This window comes from Bradyrhizobium sp. UFLA05-89, assembly GCF_059803475.1.
Genome location: NZ_JBANBA010000103.1, coordinates 19,742 through 34,705, shown reverse-complemented (window position 1 = coordinate 34,705; position 14,964 = coordinate 19,742). Strand labels below are relative to the sequence as shown.

12 protein-coding genes are annotated in these 14,964 nt (G+C 63.6%); 9 read left to right on the top strand and 3 right to left on the bottom strand.

From position 1 onward, the window contains the following. From SO139_RS36080 to SO139_RS36065, 4 genes are all read left to right on the top strand, one after another. Positions 1–384, top strand: a 384-nt coding sequence (locus tag SO139_RS36080) for a hypothetical protein (RefSeq protein ID WP_498541502.1), incomplete at its 5' end; no start/stop codon positions are given. Positions 385–492: 108 nt separating this feature from the next. Continuing rightward, the gene (gene moaA / locus SO139_RS36075; RefSeq protein WP_474797049.1) at positions 493–1,527 is read left to right on the top strand and encodes a GTP 3',8-cyclase MoaA; all 1,035 of its coding nucleotides are present in this window, start codon (positions 493–495) and stop codon (positions 1,525–1,527) included. 301 nt (positions 1,528–1,828) lie between these two features. Next, positions 1,829–2,368 carry a TRAP transporter small permease subunit gene (locus tag SO139_RS36070; protein ID WP_027523609.1) on the top strand — a complete coding sequence of 180 codons (540 nt, stop codon included), beginning with the start codon at positions 1,829–1,831 and terminating at the stop codon, positions 2,366–2,368. Continuing rightward, a complete protein-coding gene (locus SO139_RS36065; RefSeq protein WP_449382249.1) occupies positions 2,365–3,969 on the top strand; it encodes a TRAP transporter large permease in 1,605 nt (534 codons plus the stop codon). The genes SO139_RS36070 and SO139_RS36065 overlap by 4 nt, the downstream gene beginning before the upstream one ends. A gap of 112 nt (positions 3,970–4,081) precedes the next feature. Here the strand turns inward: SO139_RS36065 and SO139_RS36060 are convergent, their stop codons facing one another. The 3 genes from SO139_RS36060 to SO139_RS36050 form a co-directional block, all read right to left on the bottom strand. Further along, a complete protein-coding gene (locus tag SO139_RS36060) occupies positions 4,082–5,467 on the bottom strand; it encodes a sensor histidine kinase (RefSeq protein WP_449382248.1) in 1,386 nt (461 codons plus the stop codon). A gap of 1 nt (position 5,468) precedes the next feature. Then, complete coding sequence (locus SO139_RS36055; protein ID WP_449382247.1) at positions 5,469–6,143, bottom strand: response regulator transcription factor; 675 nt, start codon at positions 6,141–6,143, stop codon at positions 5,469–5,471. Positions 6,144–6,204: 61 nt separating this feature from the next. Then, on the bottom strand, positions 6,205–6,390 hold the full coding sequence (locus SO139_RS36050) for a hypothetical protein (protein WP_449382246.1): 186 nt from the start codon (positions 6,388–6,390) through the stop codon (positions 6,205–6,207). Between the two features lie 5 nt (positions 6,391–6,395). On the opposite strand from SO139_RS36050, the gene SO139_RS36045 reads away from it, so the two are divergent. From SO139_RS36045 to SO139_RS36025, 5 genes are all read left to right on the top strand, one after another. Further along, positions 6,396–7,598, top strand: coding sequence for an efflux RND transporter periplasmic adaptor subunit (locus tag SO139_RS36045; RefSeq protein WP_449382245.1), 1,203 nt, complete (start codon positions 6,396–6,398; stop codon positions 7,596–7,598). Positions 7,599–7,643: 45 nt separating this feature from the next. Continuing rightward, positions 7,644–10,895 (top strand): efflux RND transporter permease subunit, encoded by a 3,252-nt coding sequence (locus SO139_RS36040; protein WP_449382244.1) that lies wholly within the window; start codon positions 7,644–7,646, stop codon positions 10,893–10,895. 10 nt (positions 10,896–10,905) lie between these two features. Continuing rightward, positions 10,906–12,468: an efflux transporter outer membrane subunit gene (locus SO139_RS36035; RefSeq protein WP_498541501.1), complete on the top strand. Its 1,563-nt coding sequence runs from the start codon at positions 10,906–10,908 to the stop codon at positions 12,466–12,468. Between the two features lie 99 nt (positions 12,469–12,567). Next, positions 12,568–13,569, top strand: coding sequence for an alpha/beta hydrolase family protein (locus tag SO139_RS36030; protein ID WP_449382242.1), 1,002 nt, complete (start codon positions 12,568–12,570; stop codon positions 13,567–13,569). Between the two features lie 258 nt (positions 13,570–13,827). After that, positions 13,828–14,805: an ABC transporter substrate-binding protein gene (locus SO139_RS36025; RefSeq protein ID WP_449382241.1), complete on the top strand. Its 978-nt coding sequence runs from the start codon at positions 13,828–13,830 to the stop codon at positions 14,803–14,805. The last annotated feature ends 159 nt before the right edge of the window (positions 14,806–14,964 follow it).

Genomic DNA, 14,964 nt, shown 5'->3' with positions numbered 1-14,964 from the left:
GCAAGTCCACCGGGCGCCGAGGCCGTCACCTCGCTCGGCCCGGGCTGCAAGACCCCTTGCGCGGTCTCGGTTCCAGCGCCGGATGCTCCCTTCACCGTCAGCTACACGCTAATCAACTACCTCCCGGCCTCGGTGCCGGTGAACGTCACCAAGACGCCCGGCGATTTCTCCACACCCGCATCGGTGACGACCGATCCCAACCCGGTATTCGTCGAGTTGCAACCGGCCGTGCCGCCAAAACCGGTGAAGAAGCCGCATCGGCCAAAGAAGCCGAAGGCGCCGAAGGCAGCAACGCCGGCCGCGGCAGACTCTCCGTTCCCCGATCCGAACTCGGCGCCGCCTCCCGCCGCGCCGCCGCCCACGGCCCCCGCACCAACGCGCTAATACGGTGCAGCGCACGATTGTCGGCAATGGCGGGGATGCTTAGATTGCCTCCAGTATGATTGTCACTGCGCAAGGCGCGGTGATCGCGATCGTGACAAGGCTTGTTGAATGAACGGACCCGCTGTGAGTCGCCTGTCCCCGCTGTCGAGCCCGATGACCGACCCGTTCGGCCGGACCATCACCTATTTGCGGGTCTCCGTCACCGATCGCTGCGACCTGCGCTGCTTCTACTGCATGTCGGAAGACATGACGTTCCTGCCCAAGGCAGACCTCTTGACACTGGAGGAACTCGACCGGCTCTGCTCGGCCTTCATCGCCAAGGGCGTGAAAAAGCTGCGGCTGACCGGCGGAGAGCCCCTGGTCCGCCGCAACGTGATGTCGCTGGTGCGCTCGCTGTCACGCCATTTGCAAAGCGGCGCGCTCGGCGAGTTGACGCTGACCACCAACGGAACGCAGCTGGCCAAGCATGCGCGGGAACTCGCCGATTGCGGTGTCCGCCGCATCAACGTCTCACTCGACACGCTCGATCCGCAGAAGTTTCGCGAGATCACCCGCTGGGGCGAGATCGACAAGGTCCTGGAGGGCATCGAGGCGGCACGCGCGGCCGGGCTCGCGGTCAAGATCAACGCGGTGGCGCTGAAGAATCTCAACGAGGACGAGCTCCCCTCGCTGATGCAGTGGGCGCACGGCAAGGGCATGGGCCTCACGCTGATCGAGGTGATGCCGATGGGAGAGATCGGCTCGGGCCGCATCGACCAGTATCTGCCGCTGTCGCTGGTGCGCGCGCGGCTCGCCCAGCAATTCACGCTGACGGACTTGAGTGAGACGACGGGCGGTCCGGCGCGCTATGTCAGCGTCGCGGAGACCGGCGGCAAGCTCGGCTTCATCACGCCGATGACCCACAACTTCTGCGAATCCTGCAACCGGGTGCGCATCACCTGCACTGGTACCCTGCACACCTGCCTCGGTCACGAGGATGCCTCCGACTTGCGCAAGCCTCTGCGAGAGTCCACTGAGGATGCGCTGCTTGCGGCCGCGATCGACCGTGCGATTGGCCTCAAACCCAAAGGGCACGATTTCATCATCGACCGCCGGCACAACCGCCCGAGCGTCAGCCGGCACATGAGCGTTACTGGCGGCTAGGAGAATTACGGGGGCCGCCGATAACCTAACCCCCTGAGCAAGCGTCAATTTGCCCATTTTCCGATTGACGGCGCGCGAGCCCGCTGAAATGGTGCCTGCGCCTTGGCTGTCCGGCAGCATAAGCCGGCGCGCTGCCTAGAAGGCGAGCGCGATCAAGATGGCGAGGCACGAGGGAGGACTGTCGCTGCAATCGCTCCGGATGACGAGCCGTCAAGGTCGCGTGTATTTCGCGCGCCGGCCGAGCAATGCATGCACATGCACCCCCCAATGAATAATAAAGGCCGCGGCGGAGAAAAGTAAGATGCGTCCATTGTTGGCGGTGAGCAACGCCATCGACCTCCTCAATGAAAAGATCGGCAACATCTGTAACCTGCTGGTGCTGCTGGCGTGCCTCGTCAGCGCTGCCAATGCCATGATCCGCTACGCCTTCAGCTACTCGTCGAACGGCTGGCTGGAATTGCAATGGTACATGTTCGCCGTGCTCGTGATGTTCGGCGCGTCCTATACCTTCAAGCGCAACGAGCACGTCCGCGTCGAGATCTTCTATCTGATGCTGTCCGAGCGCGGCCAGCTCTGGCTCGATCTGATCGGCACGCTCTTCTTCCTGATCCCCTCCTGCCTCCTGCTCGCAAAACTCTCCTGGCCGTTCTTCATGCAGGCCTATGACGTCGGCGAGATGTCCGGCAATGCCGGCGGCCTGATCCGCTGGCCGATCAAGTTCGTGATCCCCGCAGGTTTCGTGATGCTGGCGCTGCAGGGTGTATCCGAAGTCATCAAGCGTATCGCGGCTCTCCAGGGCTATGTGACGATCGACGCCAAGTACGAGAGACCGACCCAATGACCATTACGCTGGAGATGATGCCGCCGATGATGTTCGGCGGCCTGGTGGTGGCGATGCTGATCGGCTACCCCGTCGCGTTCACGCTGGCGGCGCTCGGCCTCTCCTTCGGCTTCCTCGCGATCCATCTCGGCTTCTTCGACCTGAACTTCCTTCAGGCGATTCCGGGCCGCGTGTTCGGCAGCGTGCTCGCCAACGAGCTGTTGCTCGCGATCCCGTTCTTCACCTTCATGGGCGCGGTGCTGGAGCGGTGCGGGCTAGCCGAGGACATGCTGGATTCCATGGGCCAGCTCTTCGGCCCGATCCGCGGCGGCCTCGGTTACTCCGTGATCATCGTCGGCTTCATCCTGGGCGCCATCACCGGCACGGTGGCGGCGCAGGTCATCGCCATGGCGCTGATCTCGATGCCGGTGATGATTCGCTACGGCTACAACATCCGCTACATCACGGGCGTGCTGGCGGCCTCCGGCACCATCACGCAGCTCGTGCCGCCCTCCCTGGTGCTGATCGTGCTCGCCGACCAGCTCGGCAAGTCCGTCGGCGACATGTATCTCGGCGCCTGGGGTCCTTCGATCTTCCAGATCGTGCTGTTTGCCGGCTACACTTTCGTGCTCGGCATCATCAAGCCCCACCACGTGCCTGCAGTGCCGAAAGAGGCGCGCACGCTGGCCGGTTGGGCGCTGTGGAAGAAGTGCCTGCTCGGCATCATTCCGTCCGCGGTCCTGATCTTCGTCGTGCTCGGCACCATGATGCTGGGACTTGCGACCCCGACCGAAGCCGGCGCGATGGGCGCGGTCGGCGCCATCGTCCTCGCCGCCATCCACCACAAGGACTTTTCCTCCACGGGACGCAAGATCCTGATCATCGGCGTCATCACCGCCGGCATCGGCACGATCGTCGCGATGCTGTTCAGCGAGAACATCGTCTTCAAGATCGCCTATGCGATCACCTACCTCGCGGTTGCCTGGATCTGCATCGAGGCGGCCCGCATTCCGGACCTGCGCGATCTGATCAAGCAGGGCTACGAGACGACCATGCGCATCACCTGCATGGTCACCTTCATCCTGATCGGCTCGACGTGCTTCTCGATCGTGTTCCTGGGCTGCAACGGCGGCGTCTGGCTCGAGCACCTGCTCACGTCCCTGCCCGGCGGCGTCTGGGGCTTCCTGATCTTCATCAACCTCTTCATCTTCTTCGTCGCGTTCTTCCTCGACTTCTTCGAGATCGCATTCATCATCCTGCCGATGATCGCGCCGATCGCGCAGAAGATGCTGGCGCCGGTGGTCGGCCCCGACGCCGCGCTGATCTGGTTCGGCGTCATGCTCTGCGTGAACATGCAGACCTCGTTCCTGCATCCGCCGTTCGGCTTCGCGCTGTTCTACCTGCGTGGCGTCGCGCCGCGCTCGGTGAAGAGCTCGGACATCTATTGGGGCGCGGTGCCCTGGATCGGATTGCAGATGATCATGGTGCTGCTCGTGATCGTCTTCCCGTCCGTGGTGACGGGCCTGCTCGACAAGCCGGTCACTGTCGATCTCGACAAGGTGAAGATCGAGGTGCCACAGATCGACTTGCCCCCGCTCGACCTCGGCCCGCCGCAGAAGTAGGCCGCGCGCGCTTTTTCCTTCTTCCCTTGCGGAAGAAGGTGGCGCGCGAAAGCGCCGGATGACGGGTTCTCTCCGCGCTCCATACAGGAGTTGATCTCGCGGAGAGAACCCCTCATCCGGCTCGCATCTGACGATGCGATCCACCCGCTCCCGCAAGGGGAGAGGCTGCAGCAGACATCTTTTCCGCCAGCTTGAAGCACAGCGTGAACTGCGCGCCGCCGCCGGGGAGATTTTCGACGGCGATGCTGGCCGCGTGATCCTCCGCGACGCCGCGCACGATCGACAGCCCGAGGCCCGCACCGTCGCTGCGCTGGCGGTCGGCGCGCCAGAAGCGCTGAAAGATCAGCTCGCGCTCGGCTTCCGCGATGCCCGGACCGCAGTCGCGCACCCGCACCACGCCATCGCCGCTGACCTCGACGTCAACGGCGGTCTCCTTCGCGGTGAACTTGATGGCGTTTTCCGCGAGATTGAAGATCGCCCGCTGCAGCATCTCGGAATTGCCGTGGATCAGGACCGGCGCATCGGTGCCCCTTAGCGCGATATCCTTGTGCTGGGCGAGCGCGAGCGGCGCGATCGAGCCGATCACCTCGGCGCAGACGGCACGCAGGTCTGCGGTCTCGCCGGGATCGAGCACCAGCGTATCGAGCTCGGCGATCTCCAGCAGCTGCGCAACGATCCGGCTCATGCCCTCGATGTCGGCGTGCAGCGACTCCTTGGCCGCGCCATCGCCCAATGTCTCGATCCGCGTGCGCAGGATCGCGAGCGGGGTGCGCAGCTGATGCGCGGCGTCCGCGGTGAACTGCCGCTGCACGCGAAAGCCATCCTCGAGCCGGTCGAGCGCCTGGTTGACGGCGGTAACCAGCGGCATGATCTCGCGTGGGATCTGCTCCGTCGGCAGACGGATATCGGTGCGCGCCGGACTGATATTGGTCGCCTCCTCCGAGGCCTTCAGCAGCGGCGAGATGGCGCGGCGGAAGATGATGATGTCGGTGGCAAGCAGAACCAGGAGGATCGGAATCGTGATCCAGCCGACGCGCCGGAAGAAGTTGGCGACGATGTCGTCGATGATGACGTCGCGATGGGCGAGATCCTCGGCGACCTGGATGCGCACGGTCTTGTCGTCGACGGTGCGCGTGACGCCCGCGCCGGAAATGGTCTCCGAGGCTGCCGCTCCGGTCTTCTTGTGCGAGGAGAACAGCACCCTGCCGTCGGCATCGCTGATGTCGTATTGATAGCGGCCATAGGCCTCCGAATAGAGGCCGCGGAGGCTGTCAGGCAGGTTGAACGTGATCCTGCCGTCCGGCTGCACGGCAATACGTTCGGCCAGCACCTCGGCCTGCGCGCGCATGGCCGCGCGATGCAGCTCGCCGATCTCCGAGTTCAACAGCCAGAACAAGACCAGCGGCAGGAAGATCGCCACCACGGCGACCGCGACGATGTGCAGGAAGACGACGCGCCAGATCAGCGATTTGAATGTCGGCGACCTCAGGCGCAGCACGCTACTTCTCCTCGGCCATCAGGTAGCCGACACCCCGGATGGTATGGATCACGACCTTGGCGCCGTGCTCGGCGAGCTGCTTGCGCAGCCGCGAGACGTAGACTTCCACGGCGTTGGAGGCGACCTCGCCCTCGAGCCCGAAAATGTGGTCCTCGACGTTCTTCTTCGGCACCACCCGCCCCTGCCGCCGCAGCAGGATCTCCAGCACCGATGTCTCGCGCGAGGAGATGATCCGCGGCTGGTCGTCGACGAATATCTGCCGGCTCTCGGTGTCGTAGACGAGATTGGCTAGCCGCAGCGAACGGCCGAGCAACTGGCCGGGGCGGCGCAGGATCGCCTCCAGCCGCGCCACCAGCTCCTCCAGCGCGAACGGCTTTGCGAGATAATCGTCGGCGCCGCTGCGCAGGCCGCTGACACGATCCTGCAAGCCGCCGCGCGCGGTCAGCACCAGCACCGGCAGCGGGTCCATGTGGCGGCGCAGCTCTCGCAGCACCGCAAGACCATCGCCATCGGGCAGACCGAGATCGAGGATCATCGCGGCATAGCTGACATTGCGTACCGCCTCGCGCGCCTCGGCCGCGCTGCTGACGATGTCGCTCTGATAGCCCGCCGCGATCAGGCCGTTCGCGACCAGTCGCGACAGCTCGACATTGTCCTCGACGATCAGAAGACGCATTCGTCCAATCCGCAATTGCAACAGGCCCGAATAGCCTGCGCTCCATGACCGATGTCTCCCATCATTCGTTGGCTTCGGCCAGCAAAAAAGCTGGCGCTTCCGGCATGCTGCGGCGCGTAAGGTGGGCGTCAGGCAAGCCTGATACCAGAGTTCCGCCTTTTGCCACGACGTTTGCGTCGCCGCGCCTCCGCTGCACGGCGATGGTCCGGTTGTGAGCAAACGCGTCCGAAACAACCAAGGTGAGCATGGGCTATGGCATTTCGCATCAAGCATGCGGGCTTTGCAGCGAGCATTGCTGCGGCGGCCGTGCTCGCTGTCGGCGCCTGGTTGTTGACGCGAACCAACGAGGTGCGCCCGGCCAAGGCAGACCAGCCGGCCACCGACAGCGACGTCGATATCGCTCAACAAGCCGTGAACGTCACTGGCAAGCAAGTTGAGGGCTTCAAAGTTCTGCCCGCCGAGCCGCGCGCCTTCCGCGTCATGAAGAACGCTGTCGGATCGATTGACTTCAACCAGAACATGCTGGTGCAGGTGTTCACGCCCAACGCAGGCAAGATCGTCGACACATTTTTCAACGTCGGCGAGACCGTCGCCAAGGGACGGACGCTGTTCACCATCGACAGCCCCGACCTGCTTCAGGCCGAGTCCACCCTGCTCGCGGCCGCCGGCGTGCTGGAGCTCCAGACCCGCACACTGACGCGCGTCAAGCAGCTTCTGAAGACCGGCGGCGGCGCACAGAAGGACGTCGACCAGGCGACCTCCGATCAGCAGACCGCGGAAGGCAACTACAAGGCCGCGCGCGATGCCGTGCGCATCTTCGGCAAGACCGATGAGGAGATCGATCGCATCGTCGCCGACCGCAAGGTCGATTCCATCCTGATCGTGCCGAGCCCGATCTCGGGCCAGGTCGTCGCCCGCAATGCGGCACCGGGACTTTACGTTCAACCCGGCAACGCGCCGGCGCCCTTCACCTTGGCCGACCTCTCGACGATGTGGATGGTCGCCAACGTCATCGAGATCGACGCGCCGGCCTACCAGATCGGCCAGGCGGTCACCGTCAGCGTCCCCGCTTATCCGGACGAGGTGTTTCGGGGCCACGTCACCACGCTGGGGCTCAACATCGATCCGAACACGCACAGGCAGCTCGTCCGCTCGGTGATCGACGATCCCACCCACAAGCTGCGCGCCGGCATGTTGGCGAGCTTCACCATCGAGATCGACGGCCCGAAACTCTCGGTTGGCGTGCCCTTGGACGCCGTGGTTCGCGAAGGTGACGGCACCATGACGGTCTGGGTCACCACCGACCGGCACCGCTTCGAGCGGCGTAACGTGAAGGTCGGCATTGCCCAGGATGGGTGGTGGCAGGTCCTCGACGGCCTGAAGCCGGGCGAGCTCGTCGCCTCGACCGGCGCCATCTTCCTCTCCAACAAGCTCGCCACCGCCACCACGGGCTGAAACCCCTGTCCGCCAACCGCGCCCTGCGGCGCCAAGTCCAAGATCTTGGTCAAGAGCATCATCAATTTCGGCCTGACCCGCAGCGCGATCGTCGTGCTCGGCCTCGTCGTGTTCTGCGCCGCCGGGCTTGCGGCCTTCGGCAAGCTCAACATCGAGGCCTATCCCAATCCGGCGCCCGTGATCCTGGAGATCACCGCGCAGGCGCCGGGGCTGTCGGCCGAGGAGATGGAGAAGTACTACACCATCCCGATGGAGGTCGGGCTGTACCCTACGCCAGGCGTCGTCAGCATCCGTTCGACCTCGTTCTACGGCTTGTCCTTCGTTCGTGTCACCTTCCGCTACGGCGTTGACTATTACTTCGCGCTGACGCAGGCCGCCAACAGCATCCAGCAGAACATCACCCTGCCCGGCAATCTGGTGCCGACGATCCAGCAGTCGAGCCTGGTCGGCGAGATCTATCGTTACCAGCTCGTCGGCCCGCCGAACTTCGGGCTGACCAATCTGCGCACGCTGCAGGACTATGTCGTCACCCGTCGCCTGATGACCATTCCGGGCGTGGTGCAGATCAATTCCTGGGGCGGCACGACCAAGCAGTTCAACGTCGACGCCGACCTCGCCAAGCTCGAGGCCTACAACATCACCGTGCCGCAGCTCGTCACCGCGCTCGGCAATGCCAACGTCAATGTTGGCGGGCGCGAGATCGCGATCGGCCAGCAGTCGATCAACATCCGCGGCATCGGCCTGATCGACTCCGGTGGCGCCGACGACATCACCAAGGGCTACAAGGTCGGCGACATCGAGAATATCGTTCTCAGCCAGTCGGGTGGTCTGCCGCTCCAGATCAAGGACGTCGCAAAAGTCTCGGTCGGATACGTGCCGCGGCTCGGCATCGCCGGCAAGGACAAGGACGATGACGTCGCCGCCGCCATCGTCGTCATGGGCCGCACCCAGCACACCAACGACATCCTTCCGAAGGTCGAGGAAGAGGTCGCCAAGATCAACAGCGACGGCACCTTGCCGGCAGGCGTGAAGGTCGTGTCCTATTACGACCGCAGCTCGCTCGTCGGCGTCACGACTCACACGGTGCTGCACAACCTCGTATTCGGCTGCCTCCTGGTGTTCGTGATCCAATGGGTGTTTCTGGGCGATCTGCGCAGCGCGCTGATCGTCTCGGCCAACATTCCGTTCGCGCTGTTCTTCGCCATCATCATTCTGGTGCTGCAAGGCGAGGACGCCAATTTGCTGTCGCTCGGCGCGGTCGATTTCGGCATCATCGTCGATTCCGCTGTCATCATGATGGAGAATATTTTTCGCAATTTCCAATCGAGCCCTGAGAGCCGCGCGCGCGTGCTGCGAAATCTCGCGGAAGGCTTTTGGGGCACTGATCCGACCGCGCCCACCCATGGCCAGCCTTCCAGCGCCCGCTGGACCGAGCGGCTACGGATGATTTTCGTCAGCGCGCTCCAGGTCGACAAGGCGGTGTTCTTCACCGCCGCGATCACCGTGACCGCCTTCGTGCCGCTGTTCACCATGCAGGGCGTCGAGGGCCAGATCTTCGGTCCGATGGCTCGTACCTATGGTTACGCGCTCGCGGGCGCCCTGCTCGCCACCTTCACGGTGACACCGGTGCTCGCCGCGCTGCTGCTGCCCGAGCATATCGAGGAAACCGAGACGGTCATCGTGCGGTGCTTGCGCAAGGTCTACACGCCGGTGTTGCGCTGGGCGCTGTCGCAGGTGAAGCTGGCGGTGACGGTGGGCGTCATCTTCCTCGCCATCTCGACGCTCGCGGCAAGCCGGCTCGGCAGCGAATTCCTGCCGGCGCTCGAAGAGGGCAATTTCTGGATCCGCGCCGCGATGCCGCCGACGATCTCGCTCGAAGCCGGCACCGAGGCGACGCGCAAGATGCGCGACATCCTGCTCCGGCACCCCGAGATCATCACGGTCGTCTCCCAGCACGGCCGCCCTGACAACGGCAGCGACGCCTCGCCCTTCTCCAACGTCGAGCTGTTCGCACCGATCAAGCCGTTCGACGAATGGCCGAAGGGCCTGACCAAGGAGAAGCTTACCGAGGAGCTCCAGAAGGAGTTCGACGAGGAGCTTCCCGGCGTCACCTTCAACTTCTCCCAATACATCCAGGACAACGTCGAGGAAGCGCTGTCCGGCGTGAAGGGCGCCAACTCGGTCAAGATCATCGGCCCGAATCTGGACGTGCTGGAGCAGACCGCCACCAAGGTCATGGACGTCATGCGGGACGTCCGCGGCGTCGCCGATCTCGGCGTCTTCCACCTCGTCGGCCAGCCCAACCTCAACATCAGGGTCGTCAGAGAGAAAGCCGCGCGCTACGGACTCAACACCGGCGACATCACTGCCGTGGTGCAGGCCGCGCTCGGCGGCACCATCGCGACGAACGTGCTGGAAGGCGATCGTTCCTTCGCGGTGGCGGTCCGGCTCGATCACAAATTCCGGGAGAGCATCGACGCGGTGCGCGACCTCAAGGTCGCCTATTCGACGCCGTCGGGCATCAATGCCTACATCCCCCTGAGCGAGCTTGCCGACATCACCCTCGATACCGGCGCGCTGTTCATCTATCGCGAGCGCAGCCAGCGCTACATCCCGATCAAATTCAGCGTGCGCGGCCGTGATCTCGGCGGCACGGTCGCCGAGGCGCAGCAGCGCGTCGCGGAAGATGTCCAGCTTCCGCCCGGCTATCGCATCATCTGGTCCGGCGAGTTCGACAACCTCGAGGCGGCGAAGGCGCGCCTCATGGTCGTTGTGCCGGTGACCCTGCTCCTGATCTTCGTCTTGCTCTATAGCCTCTTCAATTCGGTACGCGACAGCCTGCTCGCGCTCGCCGGCATTCCTTTCGCCGTCGGCGGCGGGCTGATTGCGTTGTACCTCGCCAATCTCGATTTCAGCATCTCGGCCGCGATCGGGTTCATCTCGCTGTTCGGCGTCGCCGTGATGGACGGCATCCTGAACATCACTTATTTCCGCGAGCTGCGCGCCTCCGGCATGAGCATCGCGGAGGCCGTGTTCTCCGGCGCGGAGCAGCGCATGCGGCCGATGTTGATGACCGCGCTCTCGGCCGGCGTCGGACTGTTTCCGGCGGCGCTGTCGCACGGCATCGGCAGCCAGGTGCAGCGGCCGCTTGCGACCGTCGTGGTCGGCGGCATGTTCATCGGCCCGCTCCTTCTGCTCGTGGTCGCGCCGGCGCTACGCAAGATCTTCCTGTCGCGGGAACGAGCCGTTCCGCACGAGAACCGCGCGACGACCGCGCCTCCCGAAGCGGTTCGTTAGGACGGTTGCGATGCGCCGCGTGATGATCAAGAGCACAATACGCAACGCACTGCTCGCCAGCGCAGCAAGCCTGTCCCTCGCAAGCTGCGCCGTCGGCCCCAACTTCGAGCCGCCGCCGGCGCCCGACGTCTCCCGCTATACCCCGGAGCCGCTCGCCTCGCCCCGCGCCGATACCGATGGTCCGCGCGTGCCACGGCAGCAATTCGTCGAGGGCGCCGACATCCCGACGCGCTGGTGGGCGGCGTTTCGCTCGAAACCGCTGAACCAGTTGATCCGCCTTTCGGTCGAGCACAATCCCTCGCTGCAATCGGCCGAAGCTGCGATTAAGGTTGCCAATTTCAACGCGCTCGCACAACGCGGCCTGTTCTTCCCGCAGGTCGGCGTCAACACCACGCCGTCCGACCAGCAATTCTCCAACGCGACGCAGTCCAGTCCGATGGACGCGCCGCAGTCGCGCTATACGCTGCACACGGTGCAGCTCAATATCAGCTTCGTGCCCGACATTTGGGGCCAGAACTTCCGCGCCGTCGAAAGCTTGGATGCCCAGACCGAGCAGGCCCAGTTCCAGCTCGAGGCAGCCTATCTGGCGCTGACCGCCAATGTCGTCACGGCGGCCATTCAAGAGGCCTCGCTGCGCGGCCAGATCGCCGCGACCGAGCGCATCGTCAAGATCGAACGCGACATCCTCGGCATTCTCAAGACCCAGTTCGAGGCGGGTCAGGCCGCGCAGGTCGACGTGCTCACGCAAGAGACCGCCCTCGCCCAGGCCGAGCAGACTCTGCCGCCGCTGCAAAAGCAGCTCGCGGTGCAACGCGATCTCCTCACCGCACTCGCGGGACAGTTCTCCGCCGACGAGGTGCTGCAAAAATTCGACCTCCAGCACCTCGCTTTGCCCGCCAACCTGCCGGTAAGCCTGCCGAGCACGCTGGTCGCCCAGCGCCCCGACGTGCGCGCAGCCGAAGCGAACATGCATTCAGCGAGCGCTCAAATCGGCGTCGCGATCGCCGCGCGGTTGCCGAACCTCATGCTGACGGGCAATCCAGGCACCAGCGCCTTCAAGCCGGCCGAATTGTTCACGCAGGGCACGCTGTTCTATACGGTGGCCGCGAGCGCGACGCAGCCGCTGTTTGATGGCCTCACCCTCTATCACAAGCAGAAGGCCGCCGAGGCCGCGCTCGACCAGGCCGAGGCGCTCTACCGCCAGGCCGTCATCACGGCGATGCAGAACGTCGCCGACGCGCTGCGTTCCCTGCAAGCGGACGCGCGCGCCGTGCAGGCCGCGATCAAGGCCGAGACCGCGGCGAAAGCGAGCCTCGATATCGTGCAGAAGCAGCTCGTGCTCGGCCAGATCACCCAGGTCACGGTGCTGAACGCGCAGCAGGCCTATTTCAACGCCGCGATCACCCGCGTGCAGGCCGAGGCGACGCGGCTCTCGGACACCGCGGCGCTGTTCATGGCGCTCGGCGGCGGCTGGCCGGCGCAATGCACAACAGCCGTCTGGCGCGAATGTGTGTTTGCAGACCAGCCTGCCCCTGCCATGAAGGTCAGCGAGGCCAAATTATCGTCTCACTGATACAGTGGCAAAGACCCGGTGCTGGATACGCGGGTGGCGCAGTGATCGGTTCCACGAAGTAGGCTTTGGCAAGACCGAGATTTCGTGATGGGAGCATGCATGCACGTCTTCAGGTTCACGCTCGCATCCGCCTTCTGCTTGGTGGCGACGCTCGTCCACGCGGCCGGCTTTCGTCTGATCACGGTGCCGGCCGAGACCGGCTTGCCAATGCTCCGAGCTGCCGTGTGGTCTCCTTGCCCGGAACAGCCAGGCGAGATGAAAATTCGCACGACTGTTCTGCTCGCGACAGAGAACTGCGTCGTGTCCGGTGAAAAATTGCCATTGATCGTGATCTCGCATGGCTACGGAGGATCGTTCGTCGGTCACCATGACACGGCCGAGGTCCTCGCGGATGGCGGGTTCGTCGTTGTCGCGCTCAATCATCCGGTCGACGCAGGGGGCGGCGATATGAGCCGTGCGGACACGCTCGCCGCGTACGCTGAACGTCCGGCCGACATCAAGAGATTGATCGATTACATGCTCGCGACATGGTCTGATCATTCGAAACTCGATCCCCAAAATATAGGTTTCTTTGGTTTTTCGAGGGGCGGCTACACAGGCCTGATTGTCGCGGGCGGCAATCCCGATCTCCGAAGGGCTGTCGCGTTCTGCCCGGACGGTTCTGCGAAACCCAGCTGCACAGACCTGCGACGAAATGAGATCCCGACACAAGCATTCGTGCATGACCAGCGCCTCAAGGCCCTTGTCATTGCCGATCCGGCTTTCGGTCCATTGTTCGACCCGGACGGCTTGAAGAACGTGAAAATCCCGACCCAACTTTGGGCGTCGGAGCTGAGTGGAGAAGACAAAACCGGCGGCGAAGTCACGCCGGACTATGTTTCAGCGATTGATCGCGACCTGCCGATCAAACCCGATTACCACCTGGTGCCGGGCGCCGGTCATTTTGCATTCCTTCCGCCCTGCACGCCGGATCTGGCGAAGAGACTGCCCAGCATATGTACCGACAGACCCGCGTTCGACCGGGTCGCCTTTCATGCGGAGTTCAACGCCGCCATACTGGCCTTCTTCCGAAAGCATCTGGCAAGGACTGATCAGCCTTGAGGGGGCGGGTCTCGGCCAGCAACGAACCCCATCCGCCTCTTCGACATCTGTAAGCTTCATGTAAGCATTGCAAGTGAACGGCCGTCGCGATCTGGCCTGCCCGACCTCACGGCTTGATCGCCTCGCGGCAGCTGACACTGACACGAATATGCGGCATCCTGAGTTCATGTGTCAGCGGCTGGCATCAATGCCTCATCGTCTCGAGTTGCGGTGACGCAGTCGAACTTCGGCGGACGAGTGCTCTTGATGGGGTGACTCATGAGACGGCGCGACTTCGTTTTTGGAACCGTCGGTGCGCTGGTATCTCCAGCCTTCGTCGCTGCGGAGGCGCGAAGCCCCGTTCGCAAAGTTGGCTTTCTGTTTCCTGGTCCCGAGGATCTGTTGAAGTCGCGCCGTGTCTGGCTGTTGGAGGGATTGGGCAGCGAGGGCTTTCATGAGCCGGACCAGATCGTTCTTGTCACGCGGGCCAGCGGCGCAGATGAAGCGAGCATCGTGCCGCTGCTCAAGGAGTTGATTTCTGAGGGGATCGACGTTCTGATTACCACTGGCCCCTCAAACATGAGAGCGGCTCATGCCCTGACCCGCACGATTCCCATCGTGACATTCGCTTTGGACGGCGATCCTGTCGAAGCCGATTGGCTCGGCAGCTATGCCCATCCCGGCGGTAATATCACCGGCGTTTTCGCCGACTTCCCCGAGTTCAGCAGCAAATGGCTTGAACTCCTCAAGGAAGCTATTCCCGGCTGCGCAACCGTTGTTGATCTCTGGGACCCGGCTACATCTATCGTGCAACCAACGGCAGTTGCCAATGCCGCCCAGTCTGCTGGCGTCAGGACCGAGACGATTGAAATCAAATCGTTTGCCGATCTCGAGGGAGCTTTCGCGGCCGCCAGCGCACGCCGCCCGGATGGACTTCTGATTTTGTCGTCCCCGATTGTGTCTATCAATTCCAAACAGATGGCCGAACTGTCTCTCAAATATCGGCTGCCGGCGGTTTCGCCGTTTGCAAATTTTGCCCGTGCCGGCGGGCTGATGTCCTACGGGCCGAATTTGGAGGGCATTTATCGCCAGACCGCGTCGATGGCCGGAAAGATCTTGCAAGGAGCAAAGCCTGCCGACCTACCGGCGGAGCGCCCGACCCGATTTGATCTGGTCGTGAATTTGAAGACGGCAAAGGCTCTGAATCTGACCATGCCGACATCCATGCTCCTCCGGACCGACGAGGTTATCGAGTAACCGGCATGCCGAATTGAACAATGACGTCGGCTGAAGAAGAGCAGCCGACGCAATTCGAGCTTGTGATCAACCTGCGAACCGCAAAAGAAGCGATTCTTCCGCCTGACCGGCGCGAAGCTGACGGAGCTGGCTAAAACATAAGCTCGTGGCACGTAGGAT

Bases quoted from the DNA above. Each gene is read 5' to 3' on its own strand.
- SO139_RS36025 (WP_449382241.1), top strand. From the start codon at position 13,828: ATGAGACGGCGCGACTTCGTTTTTGGAACCGTCGGTGCGCTGGTATCT.
- SO139_RS36065 (WP_449382249.1), top strand. From the start codon at position 2,365: ATGACCATTACGCTGGAGATGATGCCGCCGATGATGTTCGGCGGCCTG.
- SO139_RS36045 (WP_449382245.1), top strand. From the start codon at position 6,396: ATGGCATTTCGCATCAAGCATGCGGGCTTTGCAGCGAGCATTGCTGCG.
- SO139_RS36030 (WP_449382242.1), top strand. From the start codon at position 12,568: ATGCACGTCTTCAGGTTCACGCTCGCATCCGCCTTCTGCTTGGTGGCG.
- moaA (WP_474797049.1), top strand. From the start codon at position 493: ATGAACGGACCCGCTGTGAGTCGCCTGTCCCCGCTGTCGAGCCCGATG.
- SO139_RS36050 (WP_449382246.1), bottom strand. From the start codon at position 6,390: ATGCTCACCTTGGTTGTTTCGGACGCGTTTGCTCACAACCGGACCATC.
- SO139_RS36070 (WP_027523609.1), top strand. From the start codon at position 1,829: ATGCGTCCATTGTTGGCGGTGAGCAACGCCATCGACCTCCTCAATGAA.
- SO139_RS36035 (WP_498541501.1), top strand. From the start codon at position 10,906: ATGCGCCGCGTGATGATCAAGAGCACAATACGCAACGCACTGCTCGCC.
- SO139_RS36055 (WP_449382247.1), bottom strand. From the start codon at position 6,143: ATGCGTCTTCTGATCGTCGAGGACAATGTCGAGCTGTCGCGACTGGTC.